This window comes from Paenibacillus sp. sgz302164, assembly GCF_056120505.1.
In genome coordinates, this window is sequence record NZ_JBVYOL010000024.1 from 1 (window position 1) to 20,849 (window position 20,849).

The 20,849-nt window shown below is 54.9% G+C and carries 18 protein-coding genes and 1 riboswitch; of the genes, 14 read left to right on the forward strand and 4 right to left on the reverse strand.

Translation table 11 applies throughout. The features are described 5' to 3' along the window. The 4 genes from AC0LWT_RS30140 to AC0LWT_RS30155 all read left to right on the forward strand — a co-directional run. Window positions 1-502 (forward strand): hypothetical protein (locus AC0LWT_RS30140; protein ID WP_474684984.1); only part of this gene is annotated, 502 nt, incomplete at its 5' end. Between the two features lie 535 nt (window positions 503-1,037). Continuing rightward, a complete protein-coding gene (locus tag AC0LWT_RS30145) occupies window positions 1,038-2,588 on the forward strand; it encodes a spore germination protein (protein ID WP_474684985.1) in 1,551 nt (516 codons plus the stop codon). After that, entirely contained in the window at window positions 2,572-3,669 is a 1,098-nt protein-coding gene (locus AC0LWT_RS30150; protein ID WP_474684986.1) for a GerAB/ArcD/ProY family transporter, read from the forward strand. Before AC0LWT_RS30145 ends, AC0LWT_RS30150 begins: the two co-directional genes overlap by 17 nt. 38 nt (window positions 3,670-3,707) lie before the next feature. Beyond that, window positions 3,708-4,904: a Ger(x)C family spore germination protein gene (locus tag AC0LWT_RS30155; protein WP_474684987.1), complete on the forward strand. Its 1,197-nt coding sequence runs from the start codon at window positions 3,708-3,710 to the stop codon at window positions 4,902-4,904. A 278-nt stretch (window positions 4,905-5,182) separates the two neighbouring features. Here AC0LWT_RS30155 and AC0LWT_RS30160 read toward each other — a convergent pair whose 3' ends face one another. From AC0LWT_RS30160 to AC0LWT_RS30170, 3 genes are all read right to left on the reverse strand, one after another. After that, window positions 5,183-7,000: an APC family permease gene (locus AC0LWT_RS30160; RefSeq protein WP_474684988.1), complete on the reverse strand. Its 1,818-nt coding sequence runs from the start codon at window positions 6,998-7,000 to the stop codon at window positions 5,183-5,185. Window positions 7,001-7,142: 142 nt separating this feature from the next. Further along, a riboswitch (cyclic di-AMP (ydaO/yuaA leader) is annotated at window positions 7,143-7,300 on the reverse strand. 805 nt (window positions 7,301-8,105) lie between these two features. After that, on the reverse strand, window positions 8,106-8,606 hold the full coding sequence (locus AC0LWT_RS30165; protein ID WP_474684989.1) for a DinB family protein: 501 nt from the start codon (window positions 8,604-8,606) through the stop codon (window positions 8,106-8,108). A 76-nt stretch (window positions 8,607-8,682) separates the two neighbouring features. Continuing rightward, on the reverse strand, window positions 8,683-9,618 hold the full coding sequence (locus AC0LWT_RS30170) for a helix-turn-helix transcriptional regulator (RefSeq protein WP_474684990.1): 936 nt from the start codon (window positions 9,616-9,618) through the stop codon (window positions 8,683-8,685). A 168-nt stretch (window positions 9,619-9,786) separates the two neighbouring features. Between AC0LWT_RS30170 and AC0LWT_RS30175 the strand changes: the two genes are divergently transcribed. After that, window positions 9,787-10,605 carry a hypothetical protein gene (locus tag AC0LWT_RS30175; RefSeq protein WP_474684991.1) on the forward strand — a complete coding sequence of 273 codons (819 nt, stop codon included), beginning with the start codon at window positions 9,787-9,789 and terminating at the stop codon, window positions 10,603-10,605. 3 nt (window positions 10,606-10,608) lie between these two features. Here AC0LWT_RS30175 and AC0LWT_RS30180 read toward each other — a convergent pair whose 3' ends face one another. Next, window positions 10,609-11,838, reverse strand: coding sequence for an aminopeptidase (locus AC0LWT_RS30180; protein ID WP_474684992.1), 1,230 nt, complete (start codon window positions 11,836-11,838; stop codon window positions 10,609-10,611). Between the two features lie 85 nt (window positions 11,839-11,923). Here AC0LWT_RS30180 and AC0LWT_RS30185 point away from each other — a divergent pair, with 85 nt between their 5' ends. The 9 genes from AC0LWT_RS30185 (at window position 11,924) to AC0LWT_RS30225 (ending at window position 20,379) form a co-directional block, all read left to right on the forward strand. Next, window positions 11,924-13,576 (forward strand): glutamine--tRNA ligase/YqeY domain fusion protein, encoded by a 1,653-nt coding sequence (locus AC0LWT_RS30185; protein ID WP_474684993.1) that lies wholly within the window; start codon window positions 11,924-11,926, stop codon window positions 13,574-13,576. Window positions 13,577-13,821: 245 nt separating this feature from the next. Continuing rightward, on the forward strand, window positions 13,822-14,529 hold the full coding sequence (locus AC0LWT_RS30190) for a response regulator transcription factor (protein ID WP_474684994.1): 708 nt from the start codon (window positions 13,822-13,824) through the stop codon (window positions 14,527-14,529). Next, entirely contained in the window at window positions 14,523-15,929 is a 1,407-nt protein-coding gene (locus tag AC0LWT_RS30195) for a sensor histidine kinase (RefSeq protein ID WP_474684995.1), read from the forward strand. The genes AC0LWT_RS30190 and AC0LWT_RS30195 overlap by 7 nt, the downstream gene beginning before the upstream one ends. Before the next feature lie 64 nt (window positions 15,930-15,993). Further along, window positions 15,994-16,494: a hypothetical protein gene (locus AC0LWT_RS30200; protein WP_474684996.1), complete on the forward strand. Its 501-nt coding sequence runs from the start codon at window positions 15,994-15,996 to the stop codon at window positions 16,492-16,494. Between the two features lie 130 nt (window positions 16,495-16,624). Further along, window positions 16,625-17,209, forward strand: a complete 585-nt coding sequence (locus AC0LWT_RS30205) for a hypothetical protein (protein WP_474684997.1) — start codon at window positions 16,625-16,627, stop codon at window positions 17,207-17,209. Further along, on the forward strand, window positions 17,206-17,475 hold the full coding sequence (locus tag AC0LWT_RS30210; protein ID WP_474684998.1) for a hypothetical protein: 270 nt from the start codon (window positions 17,206-17,208) through the stop codon (window positions 17,473-17,475). Before AC0LWT_RS30205 ends, AC0LWT_RS30210 begins: the two co-directional genes overlap by 4 nt. 321 nt (window positions 17,476-17,796) lie before the next feature. Further along, window positions 17,797-18,630, forward strand: a complete 834-nt coding sequence (locus tag AC0LWT_RS30215) for a DUF72 domain-containing protein (protein ID WP_474684999.1) — start codon at window positions 17,797-17,799, stop codon at window positions 18,628-18,630. Window positions 18,631-18,885: 255 nt separating this feature from the next. Beyond that, complete coding sequence (locus AC0LWT_RS30220; RefSeq protein ID WP_474685000.1) at window positions 18,886-19,680, forward strand: putative protein N(5)-glutamine methyltransferase; 795 nt, start codon at window positions 18,886-18,888, stop codon at window positions 19,678-19,680. A gap of 126 nt (window positions 19,681-19,806) precedes the next feature. Then, a complete protein-coding gene (locus AC0LWT_RS30225; RefSeq protein WP_474685001.1) occupies window positions 19,807-20,379 on the forward strand; it encodes an NADPH-dependent FMN reductase in 573 nt (190 codons plus the stop codon). Window positions 20,380-20,849: the final 470 nt, after the last annotated feature.

Genomic DNA, 20,849 nt, shown 5'->3' on the forward strand with positions numbered 1-20,849 from the left:
GCTCGCTGCCCTCCATCGGCCCGCCAAACCAGCGATCTACCTGCTCGCTGCCCTCCATCGGCCCGCCAAACCAGCGATCTACCTGCTCGCTGCCCTCCATCGGCCTGCAAAACCAGCGACCTACCTGCCCGCCGCCCTCCACACGTCCGTAAAACCTGCGAAAGTGCAGGCTTTTTCCATGAAAGTGGTTCGTTTTGGCGAAAAGCCTGCGATTGTGCAGGAATTTTTGATCCAGACGGGTCTGAGCGTGAATTTCAGCGCAAAAAACTGCAGTTTTGCAGGAATATTTCGCTGCAGGCCTACCAACGAGGAAAAAGATGTACTTTTGCAGGTCTTCCGCGCGTTGCCAAGAGGTACGCTGCCTCAAAGCCCGCGAGTTTTTTGCAGTAGACCTGGTATTTTCATTCTGTGGAGTGACGACCACGGCGTTATGGGGGGTTCAGGTTTTCCGCGCGTTGCCAAGAGGTACGCTGCCTCAAAGCCTGCGAGTTTTTTGCAGTAGACCTGGTATTTTCATTCTGTGGAGTGACGACCACGGCGTTATGGGGGGTTCAGGTTTTCCGCGCGTTGCCAAGAGGTACGCTGCCTCAAAGCCTGCGAGTTTTTTGCAGTAGACCTGGTATTTTCATTCTGTGGGATGACGTCCACGGCGTTATGGGGGGTTCAGGTTTTCCGCGTGTCGCCAAGTAGGTATACTGCCTCGAAGCATGCGAGTTTTCGCAGTAGGCCTGATTAGTTTTCATACTGTGGAGTGACGTTCACGGCATTACGGGAGTTTTTGCAACTTTTCCGTGCATGGCCGGTGTTGCCTTAGGCTGTCCGGTTATCCGATCGACCTCTAAAACATCGCTTCGGCAGCGCCTTCCTTTGCGGGTGCATCCCCTAACGATGCAAAAAAGCCTTTGGTCCTTCTATTCACGTTACGCTTGCCGCGGTTCGTTCTCCCCATCCGCAGTTGTCGAACGTTTACAGCCCTGCCGAATGGGAATAATGGGGGTAGTCAAGTATACATTCCCAGACATCGGAGATGAACAGATATGCCCAAGGCCGTTCCTTCCGCCCCTTCCAGCTTGGCCGACGATTGCGATGTGGAGTTGTCGGAATCGCTGGATGACAATATATCCTACCTTCAATCTGTCTTTGAAGATTGCTACGATATTGTATTCCACGCCTTTTCTATATCGGACTCCGTCCGCTGCTGCGTTGTATACGTCCGGGGGTATTCGGACCAGTTCGCGTTGGAAAAGCAGGTGCTTTCGCCGCTTGCCATGCTCGCTGACGAGGAGTTCGAATTATACGACGGATTTCTGCAGGAGCGCATTCATACGGCGTCGCTTTCGGAGCATACCGGGATTAATGAAACGGTGAACAAAATTTGTGGAGGCTATCCAGTCCTGTTTTTGGACGGTTCTATGACCGCCTGGTCGTTCGATCTTATAAGGCTGGATCAGCGCCAAGTCCAGGAGCCTGTTGCCGAATCGACGATTCGGGGACCGCGGGAAGGGTTTACCGAAGGAATCGGGGTCAATCTGCCCCTCGTTCGCAGGAGGCTCAAAACGCCCAATTTGAAAACGGTGAACCTATCCGTCGGCAGCCATTCGAAGACGGATATTATCATCGCGTATATAAAAGATTTGGCCAATCCGGAACTGGTAAAGGAGATACGCCGCCGCCTGGAACTTATTCAGGCCAAGGGAATTTTGGAAAGCGAAATGATCGAGGAGTGGATATCGGATAATCCGTTCTCTCCGTTTCCTCAACTGCTGCCGACGGAACGACCGGATGTCGTGTGTGCTAACCTGCTGGAAGGGCGGGTCGCCATTCTGATCGACGGCACCCCATTTGCGCTGGTGGCGCCTATCGGCCTGTTTTCGCTGCTGCAGTCGCCCGAGGACTATTATCAAAATATTCTGGTAAGCACGTTTGTCCGTTGGCTTCGTTACGTTTTTTTTGTCATTTCGCTGCTTTTGCCGTCTGCCTATATAGCGATTACTACGTTTCACCAAGAGATGATTCCGACCGTGCTGCTGCTCAATATTTCCAAATCGAGGGAGGAAATTCCGTTCCCGGCGCTGATTGAGGCGTTGATTATGGAGATTACGTTCGAAGCTCTGCGGGAGGCGGGCGTTCGGCTTCCGAAGCAGGTCGGCTCGGCCGTCAGCATCGTCGGGGCGCTTGTTATCGGGCAGGCGGCTACATCGGCGGGGATCGTATCCGCGCCCATGGTTATCGTCGTTGCGATTACGGGGATTTCTTCCTTTATGATTCCGCGTTACTCGCTCGGCATTCCGCCGCGGCTGCTCCGGTTCCCGATCATGTTTTTGGCCGGCACGCTCGGTCTCGTTGGTGTCATGCTCGGTTTTATCGTTATGATCATTCATTTGTGCAGGCTCCGCTCATTCGGGCTTCCGTATTTAACTCCGGTCACACCGACCCGGCTGCGTGAATTCAAGGACGTGTTCATGCGCTCTCCGGTCTGGAGCGGTACGGGCAGTCCCGAGCTGTCGGGCGCCAGACCGTGGCCGGAGAAGCCCAGTCGGGGGAATGTCGATTTGAAAAGAGGTGAGGGCGATGATGGAACAAGGTAGAATTACCCCCCTGCAGATGAGCGCGATCATGTTCCCGACCATCCTTGCGACAGCGGTTCTCAGCGTCCCCAGCGTAACGATGAGCTACGCGGGCCACGACATGTGGATGACGCCTTTGCTGGCTTCTACCGTAGGATTGCTGGCGATCTTTATAGCCTACCGTCTGAACGTTCGTCATCCTCAGCTGTCTCCCATCGAATCGAGCGTTCTGATTTTGGGCAAAGTTCCGGGGAAACTGTTCGGTCTGTTTTTTGTGTTCTACTTGGCTCAACTGAACGGAACCGTGCTGAGAGAATACGGGGAGTTTATTCTGAGCGCCATTCTTCCGCAGACGCCGCTTTTTGTCGTTATGGGCAGTCTTATTTTCGTCTGCGCCCTCAATGTTGTCAGCGGGATCGAAGTGCTGGGCCGGTCCGCTGTCATTCTCGTGACGCTGATGGCGGCCCTGCTGGTTATTATTCTGCTGCTGCTGATTCCCGAGTGGAAAACCGACGAATGGCTTCCGTTTGCGGAAAAGGGGCTGAAGCCCATTTTCAAAGGCGCGGTGGCTCCGGCCAGTTGGCTGAGCGAATACGTTTTACTCAGCTTTTTCCTTCCTTACGTTACCGGCCGGGACCGCGTATGGCGGGTTTCCCTGATCTCGCTGGGTGTGACAACCTTCACGATGGTGGCCGTCAATATTTCCTGTCTGTTTCTGTTCGGCGACGTAACGGACAGGCTCGCCTATCCGGTTATGATAGCGGCCCGTTATATTAGCTATGCGGACTTTTTGCAGCACCTGGAGGCCGTGATCATTGCCATTTGGATTACCGGGATACTGATAAAAGTTTCTTTATTTCTCTATTTGAACTCCGTCTCCGTCGCCCAATTGCTGAACCTGAAGGACTACCGGCCCCTGGTGTTCCCGTTGGCTTTCCTGACGGTGGCCTTTTCGTTCTGGGTTGCATCCAATCAGAGCGAGATTGCCAGCCTGCTCAGCGCCGTCGGCAACTTGTACACGATGATCGCTCTGATCCTGCTGCCCGGCCTTCTGCTGCTTGTCGCGGCAATACGGAACAGCCGATCCCCTTCGCCCGAATGAGCGTCTGGAGAACGGGCAGGAAGAGCGGGCGATCGTTCGTGAAGCGAGGGGGCCGGGTCGTCCTGATCCTCTCCCTGCTGCTGGCTTTGCCGGGATGCTGGGACAGGAAGGAAATCAATGATTTGGCCATCGTGCTCGCCACGGGAGTGGACGTGACTCCAAGCGGAGCGGTCGAACTGTCGGCGCAAATCTTCATTCCCCGGGCAGCGGGAGGCGGCCCGCAAGACAGTACGGGAGGGAGCGGCGGTAATGTAACCGGGGCTACGCTTTTGCGCAAAGGGACCGGCAAGAGCATTGACGAGGCAATGATCGAGCTGCAGCGCAAATTGTCGCGCTATTTGTTCTGGGGGCACAGCGAGGTGATCGTGTTCGGAAAAGAAGCGGCGGAGAAAGGAATCCGCCCCTATCTTGATTTTTTTCTCAGATATTTGCAGTTCCGGGAACACGCTTATGTGTATGTTACACCGGGAACAGCCATTTCCGTGCTGGATCTTCAGCCGCTTCTTGAGCGCAGCACGTCGGAGGAGCTTCGGGAGATGGGCAATATGAAGCTCGGCATGCTTGTTACGCTGAAGCGGCTGACGCAGATGGTGGAAGGGGACAGCCAATCCGCCGTGCTGACGATTGTCGATCCGATCTCATGGAAGCAGGTGAACAGACCGATGCAGATGACGACCGCCATCAACGGGGTGGCGGTGTTCGGCAAGGACAAGCTGGCGAGCATGCTGGGCAAGACGGATACGATCGGGCTGCTGCTTCTCCGCAACGAGCTGGAGACGATGAACTTTTCCTTCGATTTGCAAGGTGTGGAAGGAGTGGTGGCGGTTCATCTGATCCAAGCGAACTCGCGCATCACTCCAAAAATAACTCACGCCGGAGAGTGGCGGATGAACGTCGATATTCAGATATCCGGGGACTTGATTCTGAACACGACGAATACGAACAACATGAGTATCGAGTTCATCCGGAAAGCGAAGGAGGCGTGGAAAGCGCAGCTCGCGGAAACTGTCGAGTCCACGCTGGCGAACGCTCAAAAAAAGCTGCAAATCGATGCGTTCGGTTTCGCCGATCTATTCCGGAACCATTATCCGCGGGAATGGGCAAAGAACAAGCAGGAGTGGGCTGAAATGTTCAGGGAACTGCCGGTAGATGTCAGCATTCGGACCGAAATTACGCGAGTCGGCAAATCGGACTTGCCTCAAGGAATGCCCGCCGATAAAATCCGCAAGAAATAAGGAGGGACGCTTCTGAAAAGCCTTGCAGTAGCCGGTATCGTATGCGTAGCTCTGATTGTCTATTTCGGCTTGTCTTCGGGTGCGCCGGGTATCGGTGTGAAGGAGAAGGCGGTGGCCGGAGGTATTACTTTGGCCGCCTGCCTATTATCCATTATTCTTTTGTTCAAACCGGACCTGCCGGGGCCAAGTGCCTGGATTATGCCGTTGTTCAAACCACTGGCCAATCTGCTTGGGTTAGATTGACCGAAGCGGCACCTGCCCCGGTGGTGCATGAACGGTTAACGATGCAAGCGGAAAGGAACCGTAGCGATAACGATATCTTTTTGCGTGTACAGATAAGCCCGAATGAGCAGGCTCGTCTGGTTATGCAGCAGATTTTGCCACCAATGTTTTGTAATAAATTGCGGAATCAGGATGGTGATATGATCCGTCTCCGCCGTTTTCCACTCCACGGTTTCGATAAATTTGATCAGAGGCTTCATGACGCTCCGGTAGCGGGAACGCAGCACGATAAGTCGGACTCCGGGATTCCACTCTTCCCATTTTTCTTCCATTTTGTGAATTTCATCGTCGTCAAAGCCGACGTAGACGGCAACGACATTATCGGTTAACGATTTGGCGTAGCTGATGGAATTGAGTACGACCCGGGTAATGCCGGCAACGGGAATGACGATGGTGCTTCCCTTGATTTCCGGCTTATCCTTTTCCAGATTTACGCGCAATTCATTAGCGATGTTCATGTAGTGGCTGTGAATGCGGAAGAACAGGAAAATGACGATCGGCAGAAAGATGAAAACCATCCAAACCTGGCTGAATTTGGTGAAAATAAAGATCAGGGTAATCGTGAGCGTAGTGATCATCCCGATCGTATTGATGATGAACTTGACGATCCACGCGGCAGGCTTCAATTTGATCCAGCGAACCATCATGCCGAACTGGGATAAGGTGAACGGAATGAACACCCCGACTGCATAAAGCGGGATCAGGTTTTCCGTATTCCCGTGAAAGAGAATGACCAGCAAAGCGGACAGTACGCCCAGCATGATGATCCCGTTGGAGAAGCCGAGACGGTCTCCGCGGACTTTGAACATGTGCGGCATGAACTTATCTTTGGCGAGCATGAAGGCCAGCAGCGGGAAAGCCGAGTAAGCCGTATTCGCCGCCAGGAAGAGAATGAGCGCTGTCACGCCCTGAATGCAGTAGTACAGCACCCCGCGTCCGAACGTGGCTTCGGCGATTTTCGAAACGACCGTTTCTTCCGGAGACGGCTTGATTCCGTACCAGTAGGCAAGCAGGCTGATGCCGATGAACATGCTGCCCAGAATGGCGCCCATGGCGATCAATGTTTTGGCCGCATTTTTCTCCGCAGGAGCTTTGAAGTTCGGTATCGCGTTGGACACGGCCTCTACCCCGGTCAGCGCGGAGCAGCCGGAACTGAAAGCTTTGAGCAGCAGAAATAAGCTCACATTGCTCACAACGCTTCCGATCTCGGGAACCTCCGCATGAATGCCGCCCGTGAGGTACTTGAACAGACCCGATACGATCAGAAGAAAAATGGCGGCGACAAACAAATAGACCGGCAGTGCGAGAACCGATGCGGATTCGGCAATGCCTCTTAAATTCATGATCGTAAGAAATAAAATCATGACCAAAGAAATCAGCACGCGATGATCGTGCAGTGCCGGAAAAGCGGACGTAATCGCATCCGTGCCCGCGGACGAGCTGACGGCTACCGTCAAAATGTAATCGACCAGCAGCGACCCGCCTGCGACCAGCCCTGTGCCTACGCCAAGATTATCCTTGGCTACGATGTACGCGCCCCCGCCCGACGGATAGGCGTATATGGTCTGCCTGTAGGACAGGACCAGAATGGTCAGCAGCCCCAATACGGCTATGGATATCGGGATGGAGTACCAAACGGCGGCAAAGCCGAGGGTCATCAAAACGAGCAAAATTTGCTCGGTGCCGTAAGCGACGGAAGACAGCGCATCCGATGACAGGACGGCAAGCGCTTTGATTTTCGTCAGCTTCTCGTCCTCGATTTCGTGGGATTTCATCGGTCTCCCGATCAGCATTCTTTTTAATCTGTTTACCATAGTTACCCTCCACCGGCGCTTTCCTGTATGTTCCCCTGAATTAAGTAGTTTCACTTGTCCGCGACTGCCGCAGGGCTATTTTTGGCAGCAAAAAACCACAGGGTCTGACCCTGTGGCTCACGAAATAAGCAGCACGGATTCATCCCTCTCCCATAGTACGCTTACGAAGTTAGCTGTCGGATTCGGACTCTGAGAGTAGCCCTACACGCACGGATGCCGTCCGTACGCGATTCACCCCAAAGGCAATGAACGCCTCATTGGTTCCCCCGTTTTCCTTAGGAAATTCAGCGATAAAGGATTCATATGATTGTACTAAATGAACTACGTTTTGAATAATACGCCTGAAAGGAACTTAAGTAAAGGTTGGAAGTTGGCTTTAAATACCCGGCAGCATATCACAAAACCTAAAGATAGCGTTTACATAAACGCGAATCTTACATTTTCGCACTCAAGATAGCATTTTCATTCGTTTTCGTGAAAATTGAAAAAAGATGCGGTCCGGAATATTTCCCGGACCGCATCGGGTTGTTGAAAAAAAACCTGCGTCATGAGGTGATAGCCCCAATCTGCCTGGCTGCATCAAGAAAACCTGCAAAAATACATGAATTTGCGTCACTGATCGCTGCCTACGAAGAATTCCTGCAAAAGTGCAGGCTTTTCAGCGGGGACACGGGCTCAGGTTCACTTTCAGCGAAAATTCCTGCACTTTTGCAGGCTTTTCGCCCAAATAAGCCAATTTCGCAGAAAAAACCTGCACTTTCGCAGGCTTTTCCCCTATCAAGCGGCTGCCCGCCCAGGAAAAGCGACTGTTCCCCCAAAAATAGCGCCCCGCACAAACGCACCGAGAGCAGCAACAGCGCCCGCGCAAACGCACCGAGAGCAGCAACAGCGCCCGCACAAACGCACCGAGAGCAGCAACTTCGCCCGCACAAACGTACCGAGAGCAGTAATAGCGCCCCGTCCAAACGCACCGAGAGCAGCAACAGCGCCCCACACAAACGCACCGCGCGCAGCTCCCAGCGCGCGGTGTTGCGCTGCATGACGGCGGTCGGTCGGCCATGTGTCGCGACTCGATCAACGCGCTGAGGCGGCTCGGGGACGGCTCCTACAGGACCGGCTGCTTGCCCCACTCGATCCAGTTGTCGCGGGTCGGCCCGTAGATGTCCGGCACGGACAGTCCGGCCTGCCGCATCAGTACGATCATCTGGCCGCGATGATGGATTTCGTGCGAAATGAGGACGCGCAGCGTCAGGCCGTTCGGCCACTGTTCGCCATACATGTCGGTGGACTCGTGGAGCTTGGCGTCCGTCCACTGCGACTGCACGGCATCCAGCATCGCTTGCGAAGCGGCGCGGTAAGTATCAGCAATCTTCGCGGCGGAAGCGGGGGCTTTTTCTTCGCCTTCGGGAGCCTGGAACTGCAGGCCTGTCCGCGAAAGCATCTCGTGGATCGTCGTGGCGATATGCCAGCCGATCTGTCCCAGCGGACGGAAGTTCGACTCGCTTCCCTGGCTCAGAGATGCGTCGGTGAGCGCGTCCAGCACGCGCTGTGTGGTTTTGGTTTCGTTGCTCCATTCGGCTGCGAACGCTTGAATCGATGTAATCATGGGGGAGAAGCCTCCTTGTTATGCGTAATAGCCTTAGTATAAAGGAGCCTCCCTGACAACAGGTTGTCAGTGTTTTTTAGGAATAGAGCGCGGCGACTTGCTGCGCTTTTTCTTTGACGATGCCGGCGATGTGCGCGGGCTCCAGAATGCGCAGGCTGGGGCCGTAGCTGAGCAGCATGCCGTACAGCCAGGGCTCGTCAGGCTGGACCGCGGTGACGAGCAGCGTGCCGTCAGGCTGAGCCGTAATTTGCTCGGGATGGAAGTAGTCTTCCACCTGAGCGCGGACATTCGGCTGCATGTGCAGGAGGAGTTTGACGTAGGACGCCTCGGGCCTTTTGCCTATCTTATAGGACAGCGTCTCCAGCGTCTCGGGCCTGCGCACGAACGTCTCGGGAAGCATGGCGATGTCCTTCATGCGCGATAAGCGGAAGACGCGGTAATCGCCCCGCAGCAGGCAGTAGGCGTGCAAATACCAGCCGAAGCCTTTGATGACGATGCCCATAGGCTCGACGGTGCGCTCGGAAAGCTCGCTTTGGGATGTCGTGTATTGAAAGCGGATAAGCTTCGTTTGGCGGATTGCGTGGCGCAGCGACTGCAGCTTCTCTTTTTCGGCGCTGCTTCTGTGCCACGGATTCATATCGATGACGAGGTGATTGTGCAGCTCGGACACCGTCTTTTGCTCGGACTTGGCGACCAGCGCGCCTACTTTGTCCAGCAGGCCTCCGATTTCTTGCTCGCCGATGCTGGAGCGGATGCCTTTGAGCCCGGTAATAATCGATTGCAGCTCCTCAAGCGTGAGAAACTGCCGCTCCAGCCGGTACTGGTCCATAATTTCATAGCCGCCGTTTGCGCCGGCATAAGAGGCGATCGGAATGCCCGCCTGATTGATCGTTTCCACATCGCGGTATACGGTTCTCAGCGATACCTCAAAGCGCTCCGACAGCTCTTTGGCGCAGATTCGTTTACGGTTCAGCAGCAGCATCGTTATTGCAAGCAGACGATCAAGCTTCAATGGTCGCACCTCATCCATAAAATTTTAGTTCTCAATCAATTCGATTCGGGGATGGGCGAATCCTTTTGGAAATTAGATTTGCAAAGCCCATCCTTATTCCGAATAGTTGATGGAAAAATTAGAAAAAATAAGACCGCTACGAATTCAAAAGGAAAAGAGTGGAGCGCATTGTTCAGAAAAATAGCGAAAACCGCCCTGCATGCAGCGGCGGTCGGAGTGTTATTAAGCGGCTTAGCCTTGCAGGGGATAAACGCGGCAGCGGCGGAAGAGCGCCGGGAGCCGTCAACCCCGGGGCCGGGAGCGGGGGCGGGGGCGGAACAAGGCCTGCTGCTGCAGACGAGAGAAATCGATGTGACCGGCGACGGCAAGCCGGAGTTGGTGGCGCTGGGCGGAACGAAGGCGGACGCTGCGGGCTCGTATTTTTCCAGGCTGTTCGTTGTCGTAACCGGCGGCCAAGGCCGGAATCAGGTGGTGATTCCGCTGCAGGGAGGCCACAACCCGAACATGCGGTTCTGCGATTTCAACGGCGACAAGCTGCCCGAAATTTATGTCTCCGCAGAAACCGGCGGCAGCGGCGGAGCGTCCCGTTCCCACATCTATTCGCTGCAAAATAATGTGCCCACAGCCCTGCCGGTCCCTGAGCCGCTTCGCGTGACGGCGAAGTTCAAGCATAACTACGTGGTAAAGCTGAAAATCGAAGAAACGGGCAAATCTTTCAAAATCGACCTCAAGGAGAAAAAGCAGGATTACGATCAGTCCGGCGTATACAAAAACGGCATGCTTGTCAAACCGTTTCTCGTTAGCGTTAATCCGTACAGCGACTTGCAGACGATGGATGCCGATCAGGACGGCGTATGCGAACTGAAAGGCGTTCAAAGAATCGCAGGCATGGCTGACGCCGATACGCTAGGTTATGCATTGTCGATCTGGAAGTGGAAGGAAGGCAAGTGGGCGCTCGTTTCTTCGAAGGTGAAGAAATCGCTGTAGCGCTTATACCCAGTTGCCCTTACGGAACAGGGGTTCGCGGGTTCCATCCTCCGTAATGCCGTCGATATCCATTTCGGCCGAGCCGATCATGAAGTCTATGTGGATCAAGCTTTTGTTATAGCCGTGCTCGGCCAGCTCTTCGGCGCTCATCGCCGATCCGCCCTCGATCGTGAACGGGTAGGAATTGCCCAGCGCGACGTGGCAGGATGCGTTCTCATCGAATAGCGTATTGTAAAAAATAATGCCGGAGCGGGAGATCGGCGAATTATGCGGCACCAAAGCGACTTCGCCCAGGTACCGGGCTCCTTCGTCTATGTCCAGTATCTTGTTCAGCACTTCCTGGCCTTTCTCCGCCGTCGCCTTGACAACTTTGCCGTTCTCGAACGTCAAAGTAAATCCGTCGATCAGCGAGCCCTGATAGCTCAGCGGCAGCGTGCTGCGCACGGTTCCGTTCGTGCCGTCCCTGCGCGGCATCGTAAACACTTCCTCCGTCGGCATGTTCGGAACGAACGGAATGCCGCTTTCGGTGTCGCTGCCTGCGGCAACCCACACATGCTTGGAAGCGAGCTCGATGTAGAGGTCCGTTCCCGGCGACTGCAGATGCAGCTGCTTGAATCTCTTCGCATTCAGCATTTGCTGCTTGCCGGTCAGCACGGCCAAATGCCGCTTCCATGCCTCCACAGGATCGGCAGTATTGACGCGGGTGAGCGTGAAAATCTGCTCCCACAGCTTCTCGATCCGCTCGGCTTCGCCAAGTCCGGGGAATACCTTGGCCGACCATTCCGGCGTCGGGAAGGAAACGAGCAGCCAGTTCACCTGGTTGTTGCGCAGGTACTTCAGGAAGCCTTCCCGGGCTGCGGCGGCCGTTTTGGTGGACGTAGCGATGCGGTCCGGGGCGATATCCGTGAGCAAGTCCGAATTGGGCGCGTAGATCTGGAGGAAGGCTGCACCGCCTTTGGCCAGTTCTTCCAGCCCGTTCGCTCTCCACATCGGGTATTCCAGCAGGGATGACTCGGGCGCGTGCTTCAGGCGGATCGCCTTCACTTCGTCATCGTCCCAATCGACGACGACGTCTTTTGCCCCCGCTTCATAAGCTTTCTTGGCTACTTTACGGACAAAATCGGCGCAAGATATCGGCGTCATGATAACGAGCGTCTGGTCTTGCTGTACATTCAGGCCCACCTTTACGGCAAGCTCTGCATATTTATCCAAATTGGACTCAAAATTCTCCATCGGCGCTGGCTCCTTTATATTTTGCTAAGAATTAGTGTATGATAGAAAATAAAACTTTAAACCCGAGGGAGAAAGGCTGGCATCAATGGAAACGAAGAGCACTCCATCCAATTTCATTAAAAACATTGTAATCGAAGATTTGCAATCAGGCAAAGTCAGCCAGATCGTCACCCGATTCCCCCCGGAGCCGAACGGATACCTTCACATCGGGCACGCGAAGTCGATCTGCCTCAATTTTGAGCTGGCCGACGAGTTCAAAGGCTTGACCAACCTGCGTTTTGACGATACGAATCCGGTTAAGGAAGATACGGAGTATGTAGAATCCATTAAAGAGGACGTGGCTTGGCTCGGCTTTCAATGGGACGGCTTGTTCTTTGCCTCCGACTACTTCGAGGAAATGTACAACCGCGCGCTCGTCTTGATCCGCAAGGGCCTTGCCTATGTAGACGACCAAACGGCCGAGCAAATCCGCGAATCCCGCGGAACGCTGACCGAGCCCGGCAAAGAAAGCCCGTTCCGGGGCCGCAGCGTGGAGGAGAATCTGGACCTGTTCGCACGGATGCGCGCAGGCGAATTCAAGGATGGCGAAAAGGTGCTCCGCGCCAAGATCGATATGTCATCGCCGAACATCAACTTCCGCGATCCGGTCATCTACCGCGTCGTTCACGCGCATCACCACAATACAGGGGACAAATGGTGCATCTACCCGATGTACGCCTTTGCCCACCCGCTGGAAGACGCGATCGAAGGCGTGACCCATTCCATTTGCACGCTGGAGTTCGAGGATCAGCGCCCGTTTTACGATTGGGTGATCCGCGAATGCGAGATGCCGAACGTGCCGAGACAGTACGAGTTCGCACGGCTCAACCTGACGAATACCGTCATGAGCAAAAGAAAGCTCAAGCTCCTCGTCGACGAGAAAGCGGTTGACGGTTGGGACGACCCGCGGATGCCGACGATCTCGGGGCTGCGCCGCAGAGGCTATACGCCTGAAGCGATCCGCAATTTTGCGCGTGAAATCGGCGTAGCGAGAAGCTACAGCGTCGTCGACAGCAAAATGCTGGAGCACTTCATCCGCGAGGATTTGAAGCTGAAGGCGCTGCGCACGATGGGCATTCTGAACCCGCTCAAAGTCGTGATTACGAACTACCCGGAAGATCAGACCGAAATGCTGGATGCGGAAAACAATTCGGAAAATCCGGAAATGGGCCACCGCCAAATTCCGTTCTCCCGCGAAATCTACATCGAGCAGGACGATTTCATGGAAAATCCGCCGAACAAATATTTCCGCCTATTTCCCGGCAACGAAGTGCGTCTGAAGCACGCTTACTTCATCAAATGCAACGATTTTATTAAGGACGAGAACGGCAAAGTCGTCGAGCTGCACTGCACATACGATCCCGAAACGAAGAGCGGAAGCGGATTTACCGGCCGCAAAGTGAAAGGCACGATCCATTGGGTGGACGCCAAACACGCGGTTCCTGCGGAATTCCGCTTGTATGAGCCGCTTATTCTGGACGATAACGACGATGACGCCGCCTCCTTCCTGGAGAAGCTGAACCCGAACTCGCTGCAAATCGTGCAAGGCTTCGTCGAAGACAACATGAAGCAGGCGAAGGCGCATGACAAGTTCCAATTTTTCCGTCACGGTTATTTCAACGTGGATCCGAAGCATACGACCGTCGACCGTCTCGTGTTCAACCTGATCGTCTCGCTCAAAAGTTCATTTGAAGTATAAAACCACAAGGCTGTTCCTCCGTCATCCTCCGATGACTGCGGGAGCAGCTTTTTTTCGCCGTTTTGGTCAAAATCGTTCACAACTTTGTAACGTGCCTCCCTCTTTTATGAAAATAAATCATGAAAACGGCTTTGAAATCGGTCGCAAGTCCAGTTTCTTGTTCAGACCCGCGATTCGTGAAATTTGGGTTTGAACGAAGTATAATGGAACCAGACAGGTTGCGACGGAGAGACAAGGAGGGCACGATGAAGAAAACCGTTTTGATCGTTGACGATGACGTGAACATTTGCCGCATTACCAAGCTCTATGTGGAGAAGGGCGGTTTTCAAGTGGAAACGGCGCACGACGGCGATGCCGCGCTGAAACTGTTCGAACGGTTGAATCCGGATTTTGTGGTGCTGGATTTGATGCTGCCGAAGCAGGACGGCTGGAGTGTCTGCAATCAGATTCGCGCCAAAAGCGACGTGCCCATCCTGATGCTGACCGCCAGAGGACAGGTGGAAGAACGGATCGAAGGGCTGCAAATGGGAGCCGACGATTATATGGTCAAGCCGTTCGATCCGAACGAGCTTGTCGCCCGTATTACGAGCATTTTGCGCAGAGCGTCAGGCCGGCTGGAAACTCCCGTCAAAACGGATGTTTACGAATTCGGCAGCTTGCGCATCGACGCCATCTCGCATGAAGTCACGGTTGATGGCAAAGAAGTATCGCTGCCGAAACGGGAATATGACCTCATGCTGTTTTTCGCCCGTTTTCCGAATCAGGTGTTCTCCAGGGAAGATTTGATTTCGAAAATATGGGGCTGGGACTTTGACGGCGACGACCGCGTGGTCGATGTCTATATCAAGCGCATCCGGCAAAAGCTGAAGGCGATGACGGAAAAAGACAATGAGTGGAATATCCGCACCGTATGGGGCATCGGTTATAAATTCGAGGGAGCGGACTCATGCTGAATTCTTTTTACCGGAAGCTGCTGTTTGTTTACATGGCTATTACGCTCGTCTCGATCCTCGCGATCGCGGCTACGATCGGCTATACCATGAGGCAGAAAACGTACGAGCACAGCGAGAAGCTGCTTCAGGAAAAGATCGGCCAGGTCGAGGAACTTGCCAAAGGCTTGTTTGACGGATCTACCACGCAAAAGGAGTTTCGCAGACAAATCACCGCTCTGGAAAAAACGTCCGAAGTGCGGGTTTCCGTCATCAGGCATCCCAGTGTCAATCAAGAAAAGATCATCCCGCTGGGGGAAGTGCCGGAACGCAATGAATGGGTGCAGAGCGTGCTTAACGGCGAACAAATTACGGTCAAAGGCCCCTTTACCCAGAACAGCAAAGTGAATATGCTGATTGTCGGACAACCGGTCCTGCTGGATAACAAGGTTGCCGGCGGTCTGTTCCTGTATACCCCGCTGCGCAGCATCCAGGGGGTGATCGGCGGGATCAACCAGGCGATTATGATGTCCGCCGTTCTAATCGCGCTGATGGCGGGGATCGTGCTGTACGCCGTTTCGCGGCATTTTGTGAAGCCGATACAGCTTATGAGCCGAACGGCGGAAGCTTTGGCGACGGGGGATTTCAGCGGCCGGGTGCCGGTGCGCGGGAAAGACGAAATCGCCTCTTTGGCAGGTTCGCTCAACCGGATGGCGGGCAAACTTGAGAAAGTCGAAGAGGGGCGCAAGCGTTTCCTCTCGGAAATTTCGCATGAGCTGCGGACGCCGATTACGACGATCCGCGCATCTCTGCAAGGCATCGTCGATGAAGTCGTCGATCCCGCGGACGCCCGCGACTTTATCCAGGTGTCCCTGTCCGAGACGAAGCGTCTCAGCCAGCTGGTGGACGATTTGCTGCAGCTTTCGTCCTTTGACGAGAAGCGGGTGACGCTGAGCCGGGTCGAGGCGGACGCTGCGGAGCTTGCGCAGGACGTAGCGACCGGACTGACGATGAAAGCGAAGGCTAACGCCATCGAGCTGTGGGTCGAGGCGCAGGAAGCTCCTTTCGTACTTTATATGGACCCGGACCGGATCAAGCAAGTGTTCATCAATTTGCTGGACAACGCAATCGCGCATATCCCGCCGGGGAGCACGGCCGGAATCCGCTTGAAGGAGCTAAGAGGCGAACGCTGGATCGAGGTATGGGATAACGGCCCCGGCATTCCGGCGGAGAAGCTGCCATATATATTCGACCGGTTCTACAAGGTGGACGAAAGCCGCAACCGCACCGGCGCGGGCCTCGGCCTCGCCATTTGCAGAAGCATCGTAGAGGCGCACGGAGGCTGGATTCGGGTGGAGTCCATGCCCGGCAGAGGCACAGTTTTCTCGATTCAACTGCCGCCTGCGCCGAAGTCAAACTTATGACATATTTTTCCGCTATGATGGGGGTAAATAGTAAAAAACCGTATTTGAATATAGAGGAGTGTGTATGATGATGCATAGAGAATTGATGGGAATCGCGCTGGCAGAGCTTATAGCTTCAGGCATTCCGACGATGGCCGAAGCGGAGCTGGAGGCCGCGGTTGAAACGTCTATAAGCTCCGGTTTTTATCCGGGCAAGCGGCTGCTGCAGGACAGGGCGCTGTCCAGGCTGCAGGCAAAGGCGGCGAAGCTGGGCATCGGTACTATGGCCGGTAAAACGCAGGAGGAGCTCAAGACGGAGATTCAGGAGGCTGAGCTGGCAAAGCTGCAAGGAACAGCGAGAACACTCGGCATCGGCACGGACGGATTGACGGCGAAGCAGCTTCGCTCCGCGATCGGGCAGGCCCGGGAGCAAAAGAAAATCGGCAATCTGCTCAAGCGGGCGCATAAGCTTGGCATCAGCATCGACGGCAAAACCAAGGAGCAGCTCTGGGCTGACGTGCAAGCGGCCCTCAAGGCCAAGTGGCCAAAACCGAGCCGGCGCAGCGGCCGGGCAATATTAACATAAATGCGGTTGCTATAGCGAGCCCGGGGACAAAAGCTCCCCGGGTTTTATTGTGCTGCACGCAATTGGCGCACCTATCGCTCCCTGATGTAATAGTCTGTAATACGGAAGATTCATTCAGGGAGGGGTATTCATGAAAACGGTAAAGCTGCAAAGCTCTCGCAAAAAAATCGTTCTCCCCGCACTCGCGCTGCGTAAAGCGGCAGCAATCATGCTTCCTTTCTACTGCAAAATAGCTGCCAGCCGCCCTTTTGCCGAGAAATGGGCCAAAGCCGTGCGCGAAGCGGATCTGGCGGTCATGGAAAAGATGCTCCGCTCCGTGATCGGCGCTGAGCCGCTATCCTCGCTTGCCTCGAACGGCATCGGCTATTTCGTTGATTTTCCGCTGCCGAAGCCGATCTATGCAATTACCAATGCGACATCGATCCGCCCGGGGCAGGCGCAATTCACTTTTAACGGCTCGATCCATCGGGCGATAGCCAGGGAGGTCGTCCCGCTTTACCGGGAGCTCGCCCGCAATCCGCAATATGCCGCGCTCGTGGCCCATGCGATCAAACAGGGGAATAAAGCGTTCCTCAGCCGGCTGATCCGCAGCACCGTCAGGACGAAACGGCTGATCAGCCTGGAGATCGCGTATTCCGGCATGTTTCTGGGCTTTAAGTACCCCGCCAGCAAATACGTGTACTACAACGAGCTTTTCCGGGACGATGTGATGTGACAAGCCAACGGGCCGTCAAAGACGCCGTTAAGCTTCGGCTCGGCTCATGGATGGACCCTGATGCTGGAGAAGCCGGGCTAGTGCATCGCCGGAGCTGGCGCGGCACAGAAGCTTGCGTTATGGCCTGTATTATTCAAACTGTTGAGAAGCTCATTTGCTGTGCTGGGGATAAGGCGAGAAGAAGAAAACCTGCAAAAGTGCAGTTTTTTGCTCGTCAATGCGCCAGCAGCGAAAAATTCCTGCAAAAGTGCAGCAATTTCATCTAGCCCCCGGGCTTAGACCCATTTCAACCGGAAATTCCTGCACAATCGCAGGCTTTTCGCCAAAACGAGCCGCTTTCATCGAAAAAGCCTGCATTTTTGCAGGTTTTACCGCTGCTGCCAGGCCATCGAACGAATGGCTGCGGCACGAAGTATATAAATTTCCAGATAGAGTCCCCTTTGTTTCACCTCAATATTTTAGTAAAAAGTTTGTAATTAGTATAAAGAAATGGAAGTACAGCTGGTGCATTTTAGGGAAAGTGTGATTTGATTTTTGAACATCCGCTTGGCTACAATGGAAGGAAAAACGCGGTGAGGGGATAGCCTTTGATTTATATCGGATTAAGCGGATGGGGCGACCATGATTTGGGCGAAAACAGCCGTGGAAAATTGCAAATATACGGGGCGCATTTTCCGATTGTGGAGCTGGACAGTTCCTTTTATGCTGTTCAACCGGAGCGCAATTACCGCAAATGGTTGGATGAAACGCCGGGCGGGTTCGGCTTTATTGTTAAAGCATATCAGGGCATGACGGGCCATTTGCGGGGCGAGAATCCTTTTGCCGGAACGGAGCAGATGTTTGACGCTTTTTTGGCATCGGTGCGTCCGGTACAGGAGGCGGGCCGGTTGAAGGCGGTACTGTTTCAGTATCCGCCATGGTTTGAATGCAGCAAGGCGAATGTCGACTTGCTCCGCTATGCGAAGGCCAAGATGGGCAGCCTGCCGGCCGCGCTGGAGTTTCGCCATCAGAGCTGGTTTGCGGATGGGATGATGGAGAAGACGCTGGCTTTTATGCAGCGGGAAGGCTGGATGCACAGCATTTGCGATGAGCCGCAAGCGGGGATCGGTTCGGTGCCGACGGTTTTGCGGGCGACGCACCCGGACATGACCATCGTTCGTTTTCACGGCCGCAACGTAAGCGGTTGGAAGCAAAACAGCGAGACAAACTGGCGCGATGTCCGGTATTTATATCATTACAACCGGCAGGAGCTGCTGGAATGGAAAGAGCGGCTGCTGCAGCTGCAGGAGCAGGTGAAGGATATATGCGTTATTTTCAACAACAACTCGGGGGGACATGCGGCGGGCAACGCCAAAGAACTGATGGAGATGTTGGGGCTCGACTACGAGGGGCTGGCGCCGAGGCAGCTGGATTTGTTTTGAGTGAAAGGAAACGAGTGCAAAAAGAGACCTGTTCGGGGCGATAGCAGGTCTCTTTTTACTTGCGTTTAGCGAAGCAGCCAGGGATTGAATTCGGGTCTGCCGTGGATTGGCAGTCTTTTTGGCGGTTAAGGGGCGGGGAAGTCCCTTATAACGAATTTGTACCTGTCCGGCAAGCTGAGACGGGGATAAAATGTTCATAATGAATTTGTAACCTTTCGTAGAGGAGAGGGATTGATGAACATAAGGGGCGCTGTTTTGAACTTGGAGGAGTGTAAAAGGATCGCGGCCAGGCTGCGGGCGGCCGGTTGTGTTTTCGCCGAGGATGAGGCCCGGCTGCTCATTTCTGCGGCGCGGACGCCGGCCGACCTTACCGGCATGGTGGACCGGCGGGTTGCCGGCCTGCCCCTCGAGCACGTCATCGGCTGGGCGGAGTTTTGCGGTCTGCGGATAGAAGTGGACCCGGGAGTTTTCGTCCCCCGGCAACGCAGCGGATTTCTTGTCCGCCAGGCCGCCGCCTTCGCTCGTGCCGGAGCCGTAGTGGCGGACCTGTGCTGCGGCACGGGCGCGCTGGGCGTCGCGCTGGCCGCCGCGCTGGCCGCCGGTCTGGACCGGGTCGAGCTGCACGCCGTCGACATCGATCCCGCTGCGGTGCGCTGCGCTCGCCGCAACGTCGCTGCTGCCGGAGGTCACGTGTACGAAGGTGACCTCTACGAGCCGCTGCCGGCTGCTCTGCGCGGCCGGGTCGATATCCTGATCGCTAACGTACCCTACGTGCCAACGGAAGCGATCAGGCTTTTGCCGCCGGAGGCCCGCATTTATGAGGCGCGGGTGGCGCTCGACGGAGGCGCGGACGGGCTCGACCTCCAGCGGCGGGTCGCCGCTGCGGCGCCTCTTTGGCTGGCGCCGGGCGGCCGCCTGCTGGTCGAGACGAGCGAGCGGCAGGCTCCGCAGACCGTCGAGATTTTTGCCCGCAGCGGGCTGATCCCGCAGGTGGCGAGTTCCGACGAACTGGACGCCACCGTCGTCATCGGAACCAGGCCGAACCTTTAGAGCCGATCATCAGGCGGCTGCCACTAGTCGCAACGTTTCTTGCATCCCTTGACTCTTACATTAATGTCATGGCTTAGAATAGGTTTGAAGCGCTATGGCTGTACGAACAAGGAGGAAATGGAAGAGATGGATGGAAAAACGGCGGACATTTTGGCGATATCCGGCAGCCTTCGGGCAAGCTCGTCGAATACGATCCTTTTGCGCGCAGCGGCGGCTTTGGCCCCCGGCTCTATGACGGTTACGTTGTATGGAGGGATCGGGGAGCTCCCGCATTTTAACCCTGATCTGGACGGGGAGGAGCCGCCTGCCGCGGTCAACGATTTTCGCGCTCGGCTGAAAGCGGCTGACGGAGTGCTTCTATGTACGCCCGAATATGCGAACGGAGTACCGGGCGTTTTGAAAAACGCCCTCGACTGGATCGTATCTTCGGGTGAATTTTTGAACAAGCCTACGGCTGTGATTAGTGCGTCCCCGCTGGCGACAGGGGGCGGGCAGGCGCATGCCTCGCTAATGCTGACTCTGCGTATGCTGACATCGCATGTAGTAGAAGGGGGAACGATGCTCGTGCCCTTCGTGAACAAGAAGCTGAGCGCGGAAGGCAGCATCACCGACGCAGCCACCTCACTGGAGCTGGCCGCCCTTCTTCATGCGTTGCTGCGCGGCATCCCTGAGGAAGACGCCCCCAAAGGCTTCCGTTAAGTAAAACACCTTCCTTCTCGCTGAAATGCGAACGCAAGGGAGGTGTTTTTTTGAGGTGTTTTTTTCGTGGGGCGTGCTAAGGTGCGGCAGGCATACATGCAGGCCTCTGGGACAAGGGGCCCGAGAGGGAAAAGCCTGCGAAAGTACAGGTTTTTTCTGTAATCATGGTTCATTTTGGCGAAAAACCTGCAAAAGTGCAGGAATTTTTGCTGAAAGTGAACCTGAGCCCATGTCCTCGCTGAAAAGCCTGCACTTTTGCAGGAATTCTCGGTGGCCAGCGATTAAAGACGCAAATTCATGTATTTTTGCAGGTTTTCTTTGCGCGGCCAGGCAGATTGTGGCTATCGCCTCTGACGCGGGGGTTTTTCAACAGCCTGACTTTTGCAGGTTTTCTTCACGCAATCAGGCAAATTGTGCGTCAGGTTCAGGCATATGGGTTACTGGGCAGCTTGCAAAAGTGCAGGGATTTT